This is a genomic window from Candidatus Margulisiibacteriota bacterium (assembly GCA_028706105.1).
Taxonomy (GTDB): Bacteria; Margulisbacteria; Riflemargulisbacteria; order GWF2-35-9; family DYQY01; genus DYQY01.
In genome coordinates, this window is sequence record JAQWCF010000064.1 from 1 (window position 1) to 10,936 (window position 10,936).

Here is a 10,936-nt window from a genome sequence, read left to right on the forward strand (position 1 = left end):
GTGTGTTTTCCATCAAGCCAAGGTGTTGGAATATGTGTAATAAAAAACTGACTACCATTGGTGTTAGGTCCGCTGTTAGCCATGGATAATTTCCCCGGCTTATCGTGTTTTAAGGCGTCGTTAAATTCATCATTAAATCTGTAGCCAGGACCACCTCTGCCAACTCCTAGGGGATCTCCGCCTTGAATCATAAACCCAGGAATAACACGGTGAAAAACTGTATTAGCATATAAAGGAGTATCTTCCACTTTCTCTCCAGATGTAGGGGAAAACCATGCTTGTGTTCCAGTTGCTAGTCCAATAAAATTTTTAACAGTTATTGGTGCTTTCTCTGAATAAAGCTCGCAAGTAATATCACCTAAAGAAGTTTTGAAAATAGCGTATGTTTTAACTGAAGACACATCTGCAGTTGTGTCTGAAAAACCTATAGAAAATAAAAAAGTAAACAGTAAAAGGCAAAAGGCAAATATACGTTTCATGCAAATATTATAGACTAAAAATAACTTTATGATAATAACAACCTTGAAATTAATTAAACATTCAATATATACTTTAATAAAATATACATTGAAACAGGAGATAATAATGAAAAAACTTGCACTAATCTTAATACTAAACCTTGGACTGCTAAACGCTTATACATTGGTTCTTAACGACAATTCCTTTGTCAAAGGTGAGTTAATTTACATCGGTGAGGACTTTACCTTTATGAAGATTAATGGGGTTCAAACGAATATTGCAAACTCGAAAATAAAGAAAAGATTCTATACACAGGAAGAACTTGCAGTCATCGAGAAAGAAAAACAAATTCCAGCGATTCCAGAAACAAAACCAGTTGCACCTGTAAGGCAAGAACCCAAAAGTCTCATTGATGATGAGCTTTTTAAAGTCAAAACAGTTAATCAAGGTGATGAACAAAAACATATAACTATGCCAAGAACAGGGAAATATAATGTGTATGTTAATTTAGATATTGCCGATAAACTTTATGGAATATCATCATTGCCGGGTTATAGTTTCCAAACAACTGACAAACAAGATGTGGCCTTTGGTTTTGGCGCAGAATATAACGACAATCTAATTGGGTTAACTAAATACACTTTAGGAGCCATGCTTCAATTAGAAAGAACAATTACGTCAGGAAAATATTCTGGTACCAATATCTATGCTAGAGTTGAACACCCTTTTGACCCAAAAAAAACAAATAACTATTTAGGTTTTGAATTAAATTTATTTAATACGTCTATTTCAGGCTTATCTTCTGAGTTTACAAATATATCATTTTCCCCAAAATTAGGGTTTGCAATTTATGAACGTAGTTATTTTGATAAAGGCTTTGTAGAAGTTGGTATAAGAAGAATAGCAGTTGCAATGAAATGGATTGACGCAACTTATGGATATAATTGGAATACTGATTTTACTGCTACTGGGCTTTATTTCCTACTGGGGATGTCATTCTAAAGCTAGAACTCGTTCAAAAAGTTATTTAGCTGTATAATTACAATATGAGTAAAAAAATATTAGTTGGAATAACTGGTGGCATAGCTGCTTATAAAACAATTGAACTGATCAGAACTTTGAGAAAAGCTGGTCATCAAGTAAAGACAATTGTTACTAAACGTGGGTTAGACTTTGTTACTCCGCTGACGTTGAAAACTATTTCTGGCGAAACGGTTTATGTAGATAACGTGGATTATTCGTCACCTGAGATTGAACATATTTCCCTATCTTTATGGTGTGACGCTTTCTTAATAGCACCTGCTAGTGCCAATACTTTAGCCAAAATAGCACAGGGAATTGCCGATAATTTGCTTACTTCCTCAGTGCTTTCCTTGCCAGAAGCTACTCCACTCTTAATTTGTCCTGCGATGAATACAAGAATGTGGGAAAAGGCTGTTACAAAAAATAATATGACTAAGATTGAAGACTTTTATAAAAACTCCATAGTCATCCCTCCAAGAGCTAGCGAGCTTGCTTGTGGAGAAACAGGCATCGGGGCGATGGCTCTGAACGAAGAAATAGTAAAGGCAATCAACAAGGTGCTTGGTGCATGAAATCAAGAGTACTTGTAACAGCAGGTAATACTTGGAGCACTATTGATGATGTCCGTGTTATAACAAACATCTTTTCAGGGGAAACTGGACTAAGAATAGCCAAGGAAATCGCAAAACGAGGATTTAAAGTAACGCTTATTCTAGCTGACTGCAGAGTATGTTTGAAAAAATATAAACATAAAAACATCAAAATAATCAGAGCTATTACTTATGACAATTTTTATTCTCAAGTAAAAAAAGAAACTAAAAAAAGAATTTATAAAGTTATCATTCATGCTGCGGCTATCTCTGACTTTCAATTAAAAAAACAAAAAAAAGGCAAGATTAGTTCTGGCAAGAAACTTGTTTTGGAACTTATTCCAACCAAAAAGATTGTCGATAAACTCAAAAAATGGTCACCAAAATCTTTCCTGATTAAATTCAAGCTGGAATCTAACAAAACAAAGAAGCAATTATTTAAAATCGCAATAAAAAGCAAAAAACAATCTCAGGCAAATTTAATTGTTGCGAACACACTCCCCTTTCTGCATGGTCATAATTTCTTTTTAATAAAAAGTAAAAAACAATATCTACCTTTAAAAAGCAAAAAACAATTAGCTATTACTCTTGCAGATATTTTCGAAGGAGAATTGAAGTGAGAATAATTGGCATCGACCCTGGTTATGCCTTAGTTGGCTATGGAATAATAGACGTAGTTGGGAACACACTAAAGCCTGTTAAATACGGATGCATCAAAACAGAAGCCAAAACAAACTTTTACTCGAGAATGATAAAAATCAACACAGAACTTAAAGAATTATTAAAAGAATTTAATCCTACAGCAATGGGCATTGAGAAGCTTTTTTTTTCTAGAAACACTACAACTGCACTTGATGTAGCACAGGTAAGAGGCGCCATCATTCAGGAAGGGCTGAATTGTGGTTTAGAAATCTATGAATATACCCCAAACGAAGTAAAAATAGCAGTTACTGGCTATGGCAAAGCCGATAAACAACAAATCCAACAAATGGTGAAAAATTTACTTCATTTAACTGAAATACCTAAGCCAGATGATACAGCGGATGCATTAGCTATCGCAATATGTCATAATAACTCATATCGGATAAAAGGATTGGAGCGCATAAATGTATAGTTTTTTAAAAGGCGAATTAGTAGAAATTAACGACACAAATTGTGTTTTGGATGTTAATGGTGTGGGTTTCCTTGTAAATATTACTAAAAAAGAAGCAGCGCAAATTCTGACAATGCAAGGCAAAGAACTAACTCTCTTTGTAGAATTAATTGTTAGAGAAGATAGCCACTCTCTCTATGGTTTTGCGCAGAAAAGCGCTAAAGAACTCTTCAAAATCCTTATCCAATTAAGTGGAATTGGTCCAAAAGTAGCTTTAAATATTTTGTCTGAACTTTCACCAGAAGAACTTAGTCGGGCTATTTTAACTAATGATATTGTTAAGCTAACTTCTATTTCTGGAATTGGCAAAAAAACAGCAGAACGAATGATTATTGATTTAAAAGATAAAATTAAAAACTTCAGCTCTGGAGATATTTCTGTGTCCGAAAATGCCAAGCATCATATCAACCCAGAAATCGAAGAAGAACTTACTTCTGCTCTGACTGCGCTTGGTTATCGTTCTCATGAAATCAAAAGGATTATTCAAAACATTAAAGTTGATAATATAGAAGACTTGAAATTAGAAGAGCTAATTAAACTAGCGCTCAAAGCTTCTTCGTACTAAAGAATACTTTCTAAAATTCGTAGAACATATCTTTCTATCCAGATATAAACTGCTCGATAAAGTTTTTGCTCCGGACCTAAGGGATCCACATAAACAGTGCGACAGTCTACTATATTTCCACCAAGAATATCCATAAATAATTGATCTCCGATACAGACTGTTTTGCTTGGCAAACAAGAGTAATCCTTAAATATCTTCTGATAGACCCAAGGAAAGGGTTTCATTGCCTTATAGACACAGGAAATTTCTAAAAAGTCAGCAACTCGTAATGCTCTAGTTAATCTTCGATTATTAGAAACAAGAATTACTTTCCATTTTTTAGCCTTTAAATCGTCTACTAATTTTTTCATCTTCCATTCAGGAAAAGAATACTTTCTTTCAACAATCGTATTATCAATGTCAATCAGGGCACAATTAAAGCCTTTATTATGCAAAAGCTCAAAGTCTATATCTAGTATTGTAGACTTATGTTCATCAGGCATTAAATAGGCAGATAAAACATCTCTCATGCTCTCAAAAAAATTTATTTTTATCATCTCTGAAAATCATAACATATTTTTTAAATTTATTAGAGTATGAGTGCTAATCATTGCATTTTCTGTAAAAACTGAAATTAACTTAAAGCTCCTTCGATACATTTATATATGAAAAACAAAATTATTGCTTTGAGATACGAAATACCTGAAATCAAGGACTACAAAGGAAATGTTTTTCTTGAGCTATCACTTGTTACACTTCAAGAAGAAGTAAACAATCTACTGATAAAGCATCCAGAAAAAAGAGAACAGATTCTAATTGAAGCAGAAGTAACAAAAACAGAGATAGTCCAAATATACGAAAAGATACAGTTCAAGTTAAGGTCTACAGCTGGACCTATAAAGTCCTTAGAAATTTCAATAAAAGAAAACGAATCCAAACTACAAAGATATCAGGCTGATTTAGAGAACACAACAACACAACTTCAAGACAAAGAAAAGCAACTAATATCTTCCTCTTCTATCACAAGCAATATTAAGCAAATAAAAAAAGCAATCCAAACACTGGTCAACTTAAGAAACTTACTTATTAATTATCCCTCAACTATTCTATTACACTTAAAACAATCCAATGAGTTTAATAAAACAATCGAAATGGCTTTTGAAAAAGCAAAAAATTTTTACAGAAAAAAACCTTCCGAAAAGCTTGAGTTATCTTCTCCAATACTAGAAAGTTTTGCAAGAGAAGCAATTGAGGCGTTATTAGATTCTCAATCTAGCACTCAGGAAACTCTAAGCCTTGATTCCTTGTTAAGTTCAGAAAAAGATGACTTTATTATAATGATTATCTTATACCTAGAAAGGCTTTCGTTTGTTGAAATAAGTAATGAGGACTTAACGAAAACCTTAATGGAAGTTGGCTTTACAAAAAAAGAAACAGAAGAAAATCTGACAGAAATATTCAAAAAAGACACTATCCATAATTGTAAAACACATGCACTAATGAAACCATTTGCTGAATGGGAAGAATCAACGCAAATGCTTTCTACTATTATCTATAATCAATGTATCACTAAGGATCTCGTAAAAAATGAAATAAACTTAATAATTGAAAAAGCCCAATTGACAAAGCCAGACATAGAGAAATTAATAACTATTCTCAACGACTCCTTTCAGTTAGAGTTACCACTGATTCTTAGACTTAAAATCTATTCAACTATTGCTGCCTTAGTTAATAAGCTTAAAAAAGAATTAAAAGAAGAAATAAAGCAAAAGAATAAATTAGCTGAAGTTAATGCAATGTTCGCATCTAAAAAAATCATTGATCCTGAAATAGAAGAAAAATTAGCGATAGCAAACAAAGCAGAACCTTACACAACGGATATCATAAAAAACTTTTATAAAATATTAATACCTGTTTTAGAACAATATGGGAAAATTGTATTAAAGCAAGCAACAGAAAGATATAACCAAGCATTACCACAATCACTTATAAAAATAAAAGAGCTTATTGACGTTTATAACAATAAATTAGACGAAACAAATAAAACTCAGCAAGACATTAAAGAAGTTGAAAAAGCGTTACAAGAACTAAAAAGCCAATTCTTTTCACTAAATACATTAGTAAAATCTATGCAGACAACCATTAATCAAGAGAAAACCAATTTAGAACGAATAGATAAAGAACTAATGCGAATAAACAGCAGTTTATTTGATTCACAACTAGACCAGGCTGAAAGATTAATTAAAAGATTGTCGCTAAAAATAAACCATCCGTCAGAGATAGAAGAAGAAAGTATTGAAGAACTAGACCTGCACTCACAAAGAGAAAATGGCTATCTAAACATTGGCGGAGTTGATGATTGGGAAAAAATCGAAGAAGGCACAGCATATTTTGCCAGCAATAAGCAAGGCATTAAGATTAATTTTATGTTTGCCAAAAAAATCCTAAAAGATGTTCACGAAAACCTTACAGAAAAATTTCTTAAAGCAATGAAGAATGGACTAGTAGGGCCAAAAGATACTGATGGCATGAAATATATGAAAGAAAAAAAAGGCGAGGGTAAAGAATACGAAATAAAAGTTATGAAAGCCGACCGGAGAATTTACGGACACTTAGAAAAAATTGAAAACCAAGAAGTAGTAGTGTTTGATTCTTACGGAACACATTAATCTTACAGATAAGAAATCGGGTCTATGTCTACATAGACTCTTGAGGCAATTTGCTTGTTAAAGTAAATTTCATACAACTTTTTCTTCAGCACAGCAGAATCATATTCATTAGGATATTTAATCATTATATTCCAGCGAAATCTGTCCCTTAATTTATAGATCATGGCAGGAAACGGGTCAGTAGTCTCAATTTCTTTACTTAATTCTTGCAGTTTATCGAAAATTAAAAGAATATCCTCTTCCGCTTTCTGTTCAGAAGGATTTTCCACATATAGCCGAATTATCCTGTAATAAGGTGGCAAATGGAAGCTTTCTCGTTGTTCTAATTCTTTGCGATAGAAATCAAAATAATTCTGTGAAACTGCGTTCTTGATGGCATAATGTTCAGGATGAAAAGTTTGGATATACACTTGTCCCTGTTTTTGCTCTCTTCCTGCCCTACCAATAACTTGTACAAGAAGATCAAAAGTTCGTTCATTGGAATAAATATCAGGAATAAATAAGCTGGTATCTGCGTCGACTACAGCTACCATTGTGACATTGGGAAAATGGTGACCTTTGGCGATCATTTGAGTGCCCACAAGAATATCTATCTCTTGTTCCCTAACTGCTCTCAGTGTTTCCTCAAGATATCCACTGTCAGAGCTAATATCACTATCCAACCTTCTAATATTCGCATATCCAAAGGTGTTTTTAAGTTCTTTCTCAAGTGTCTGAATGCCTTTCCCTATCTTTTTAATATTAGCTGAGCCACACTTCTGACAAGAAGTTACCATCTCCTCAGTATGACCACAATAATGACATTTCATTTTTTTATTCTGATGAAGAGTCAAACTAATACTACAACTAGGACAGAGAACAATTTCACCACAATCCTCGCAACGAATAAACTTAGAAACACCCCGTTGGTTATACAGAACGAGCACTTGTTCTTTGTTTTGTAAGGTAGCATGGATCGCAGCTTGCAGTTCCTTGGACAACATAGTTACTTTCTTACCAAGACTATCCTTTAGATCGATAACTTTAATTATAGGCATTTTAACTTGGTTATACCTTGAATTTAGATTATGAACCGTGTAACTCTCTTTTGCTTGAAACATTGTATTAACTGAAGGTGTAGCAGAACCTAAGATTAGTTTTGCTTTATGCAATAACGCTCGTTTAAAGGCAATGGCTTTTGCATTATAACGTGGAGTCTGTTCTTGTTTATACGATTGGTCCTGCTCCTCATCTATGATGATACAACCAAGATTTTTGACAGGAGCGAAGACAGCTGACCTGGTACCAACAACAATTGCCGGCGAAGTATGGAAAATCTTGGTCCAAGTTTCTCGTCTTTCCTTAATGGTTAAACCAGAATGAAGCAAGAAAACATTAGATTCTGTGCTTTCCTTAATTTCCTTATACAGCTGATAAGATAATCCGATTTCTGGAATTAACAAAATACAACTCAGCCCTTGGCTTGTATAGTGATTGAGCAAGTGTGCGTATATCTGTGTTTTGCCACTACCAGTAACCCCGTGGATTAAATGATAAAACTTTTTGGAGCTGATTATTTCATTAAATATCTTTTTCTGAGTGACATTCAGCACAGTGCTTTTGTTAATTGTTTTCCCTAAATCGTCTGGTAAATCAAAAAATTTACCCATTTTTTTGGTGCGTCCTAACCCAAGGGGAAGAACAGAAGGAAGAATTTTATACAAAGGAAGGACATAATAAGAAGCCATCCATTCCATAAGCTCCAAAGTTTTTTCATCAAAAAAAGAACCTTCAGCTTTTATGTCACTTATTTCTTTTATTTGATAATCGTAATTAGAGGCAAGTTTGTCTTTAATCTTAACAACATAGCCAACCCTTAAAGAATTCCTCAAAGGGACGTCTACTGCTTGACCAATCCTAAGCTTATTTCTAAGCCCTTCTGGTACTAGATAAGTGAGAGTTTTAATAATCTTTTGTTGAGGGAAAATTACCTCAGCAAACATCTCGTTTATTGTTTTTCTTCTGTAACTACTTCTTCTATAGGCTCAGCATCAACATCATCAACTAAAAGTTCATCAGGATCTATTTCAACTTCTTCTTCTGTTGCCTCAACTTCTTCTACTTCTTCCCACAAAGAAATTGGTTTATCTTCTGGATCAACAGTTTTTACTTCACCTTCTTCGATGTCGAGCAATTCTTCAAGTCCATCGTTAAGTTCTTCTTTTTCTTCAATTTTTTGTTTTTTGATTGTGGAATAAAGAAGTGCTAGAGTATCTTCTTCCTCTTTTATTGTAGGAGCTTCAGTTTTATTAACCTCTATAGTAATAACTCCCTCATTAATTTCTCTTATTGCTTCAAGAATTTCATTTTTATTCCGTTCTTCTTTAGGAAAGTAGTATATTCCCTCATCTAACATCTCTTTCGCTCTCCTAGAAACAGCGTATGACATTAAAAATTTATCGTATTTAGGCTTCATCTTGTAAAACTCCTTTGTGCTTAAGTATCTCTTCTATCTTCAAAAACGCAGAACTTATTGTATCATTTACTACAACATAGTCAAAATGTTTCTTTTGTGAAAATTCTTTTTTTGCTGTTTGCATTCTAAGTTGGATGCTTTCTTCTGTTTCCGAACCTCTAAACTTGAGCCTATTGATTAAATCATCTGTAGATGGGGCGTCCAAAAAAACGCTAATATAATTACTCCCTACATCCTTGATTCTTTGCATTAGACGCAAAGCACCTTTAACATCTACCTCAAACAATAGATTTGTGTGTTCAATAGTTTCTATGTTTATTGCATGCGTGCCATAATAATTATCATGAACTTTTTCCCATTCGATAAAGTTTCCTGCATCAACTAGCTCAAAAAACTTATCTTTTGTAACAAAGAAATAATCAATCCCTTCTTTTTCCCCCTCCCGAAACTTTCGTGTTGTATGCGAAACACTAACAGGAATTTGGTGTTTTTCCTTGATCATTCTGATGATAGTACCTTTTCCTACACCAGAAGGACCTGAGATGATTATGGCATAATGTTTTTTCATTGCCCTCATATTATACTCATAAAACAATAAACTAGTGAACCACTGAACCATTGAACTATTTAACTAATGAACTAATACATATTGACAGAGGTTTTAAAAGAATTGATAATTAAAACTATCTTAGCTGTTGTTAAGAATTTAGTATAAAAAGAGGAGTTTTTAATGGGTTTAATGAATTTTCTATTTAAAAGGATATCGCATGACATGGGGATCGACCTTGGTACGGCTAATACATTAGTATACGTTAAAGGTGAAGGAATTGTAGTTAGAGAACCTTCAGTAGTTGCAATTGATTCCAAGACAGGTGAAACGTTAGCAGTTGGGAATGAAGCCAAACAAATGGTGGGAAGAACTTCGGGCAACATAGTGGCAGTTCGTCCATTAGAAGATGGTGTTATCTCTAACTTTGAAGTAACAGAAACAATGCTTAGATATTTCATTGAAAAAGTTCACAACAGAAGACGATTTATAAAACCAAGAATTATAGTTGGTGTTCCTTCTGGTATTACTGGTGTTGAAAAAAGAGCAGTCTTAGATGCAATTATGCACGCAGGTGCTAGAGAAGCCTATCTAATAGAAGAGCCAATGGCTTCTGCTATCGGAGCTGGGCTTCCTGTTTCCGAACCAACTGGAAGCATGATTGTTGATATAGGCGGAGGCACAACAGAAGTTGCTGTTACGTCCTTAGGTGGTATTGTTGTGGCGAAATCAGTAAGAGTAGCTGGCAATGAAATGGATCAAGCTATTATTGATCATTGCAGAGATAATTATAGAATTCTAATTGGTGAAAGAACTGCGGAAGAAATTAAATTTAAAATTGGTAGTGCAGCTCCAACAGATGGCTTTGAAGAAGAGTCCATAGAAGTAATTGGAAGAGACCTTGTCAATGGACTTCCAAAAAACTTTACCTTAACAACAGTAGAAATAAGAGAAGCTCTCAGTGAAACAGTTAATACTATTCTTAATGCAATAAGAAGTATTTTAGAACAAACTCCTCCAGAACTATCTTCAGATATTATGGAAAAAGGCGTTACCCTTGCTGGTGGCGGTGCTTTACTAAGAGGATTAGATAAGTTTATTGAAAGAGAAATTTACATTAAAGTTAATGTAGCAGATGACCCTATTTCTTGCGTTGCCTATGGAACAGGAAAAGCACTAGAAGAAATGGACATTCTAAAGAAAATCCTTTTCGTAGACTAGCTCGCCTCTCCCCCTAAAGGTAGAGAACGAAATGAATAAAGTGAATTATAGTCCCCATCTTCTTTCGGAGATGGGGATTTTTTATGTAGAGACACTCCTCTGTCTCGCAGTCTCGACATCTCAAGAGGAGATTATAATATTATTCTCCCTCTTGAGACTTGTGCTGAGCCTGTCGGGGAGTTAGAGGGAGGGCTATATCCCTATGCTAAAACTAAACTGGTGTCTGACGCCAAGGTCAGTAAACGTAGCTGCGTAATAAAAGTCAGTATTATCCA

At 34.1% G+C, this 10,936-nt stretch carries 12 protein-coding genes; 7 read left to right on the forward strand and 5 right to left on the reverse strand.

Annotated features, from left to right (window positions below; genetic code table 11):
* A partial coding sequence (locus tag PHF25_07055; protein ID MDD4527772.1) for a peptidylprolyl isomerase occupies positions 1-479 on the reverse strand: 479 nt, incomplete at its 3' end.
* A 106-nt stretch (positions 480-585) separates the two neighbouring features.
* Between PHF25_07055 and PHF25_07060 the strand changes: the two genes are divergently transcribed.
* The 5 genes from PHF25_07060 to ruvA are packed head-to-tail and all read left to right on the forward strand — an operon-like array spanning position 586 to position 3,790.
* On the forward strand, positions 586-1,461 hold the full coding sequence (locus PHF25_07060) for a hypothetical protein (GenBank protein ID MDD4527773.1): 876 nt from the start codon (positions 586-588) through the stop codon (positions 1,459-1,461).
* Positions 1,462-1,505: 44 nt separating this feature from the next.
* A complete protein-coding gene (locus PHF25_07065) occupies positions 1,506-2,054 on the forward strand; it encodes a flavoprotein (GenBank protein ID MDD4527774.1) in 549 nt (182 codons plus the stop codon).
* Positions 2,051-2,692, forward strand: coding sequence for a phosphopantothenoylcysteine decarboxylase (locus tag PHF25_07070; protein MDD4527775.1), 642 nt, complete (start codon positions 2,051-2,053; stop codon positions 2,690-2,692). The genes PHF25_07065 and PHF25_07070 overlap by 4 nt, the downstream gene beginning before the upstream one ends.
* Positions 2,689-3,186, forward strand: coding sequence for a crossover junction endodeoxyribonuclease RuvC (gene ruvC / locus PHF25_07075; protein MDD4527776.1), 498 nt, complete (start codon positions 2,689-2,691; stop codon positions 3,184-3,186). The genes PHF25_07070 and ruvC overlap by 4 nt, the downstream gene beginning before the upstream one ends.
* Positions 3,179-3,790, forward strand: coding sequence for a Holliday junction branch migration protein RuvA (gene ruvA / locus PHF25_07080; GenBank protein MDD4527777.1), 612 nt, complete (start codon positions 3,179-3,181; stop codon positions 3,788-3,790). The genes ruvC and ruvA overlap by 8 nt, the downstream gene beginning before the upstream one ends.
* On the opposite strand, the gene PHF25_07085 is transcribed toward ruvA, so the two are convergent.
* Positions 3,787-4,326 carry a YqeG family HAD IIIA-type phosphatase gene (locus tag PHF25_07085; protein MDD4527778.1) on the reverse strand — a complete coding sequence of 180 codons (540 nt, stop codon included), beginning with the start codon at positions 4,324-4,326 and terminating at the stop codon, positions 3,787-3,789. The genes ruvA and PHF25_07085 overlap by 4 nt on opposite strands.
* A gap of 108 nt (positions 4,327-4,434) precedes the next feature.
* On the opposite strand from PHF25_07085, the gene PHF25_07090 reads away from it, so the two are divergent.
* The gene (locus PHF25_07090; GenBank protein ID MDD4527779.1) at positions 4,435-6,438 is read left to right on the forward strand and encodes a hypothetical protein; all 2,004 of its coding nucleotides are present in this window, start codon (positions 4,435-4,437) and stop codon (positions 6,436-6,438) included.
* A gap of 2 nt (positions 6,439-6,440) precedes the next feature.
* On the opposite strand, the gene priA is transcribed toward PHF25_07090, so the two are convergent.
* From priA to gmk, 3 genes are read right to left on the reverse strand one after another with little or no spacing between them, the layout of a single operon-like run.
* Positions 6,441-8,420, reverse strand: coding sequence for a primosomal protein N' (gene priA, locus PHF25_07095; GenBank protein ID MDD4527780.1), 1,980 nt, complete (start codon positions 8,418-8,420; stop codon positions 6,441-6,443).
* A 5-nt stretch (positions 8,421-8,425) separates the two neighbouring features.
* Positions 8,426-8,893, reverse strand: a complete 468-nt coding sequence (locus PHF25_07100) for a DNA-directed RNA polymerase subunit omega (protein MDD4527781.1) — start codon at positions 8,891-8,893, stop codon at positions 8,426-8,428.
* Positions 8,883-9,461, reverse strand: coding sequence for a guanylate kinase (gene gmk / locus PHF25_07105; protein ID MDD4527782.1), 579 nt, complete (start codon positions 9,459-9,461; stop codon positions 8,883-8,885). Before gmk ends, PHF25_07100 begins: the two co-directional genes overlap by 11 nt.
* A 171-nt stretch (positions 9,462-9,632) precedes the next feature.
* On the opposite strand from gmk, the gene PHF25_07110 reads away from it, so the two are divergent.
* Positions 9,633-10,661, forward strand: coding sequence for a rod shape-determining protein (locus PHF25_07110; protein MDD4527783.1), 1,029 nt, complete (start codon positions 9,633-9,635; stop codon positions 10,659-10,661).
* The last annotated feature ends 275 nt before the right edge of the window (positions 10,662-10,936 follow it).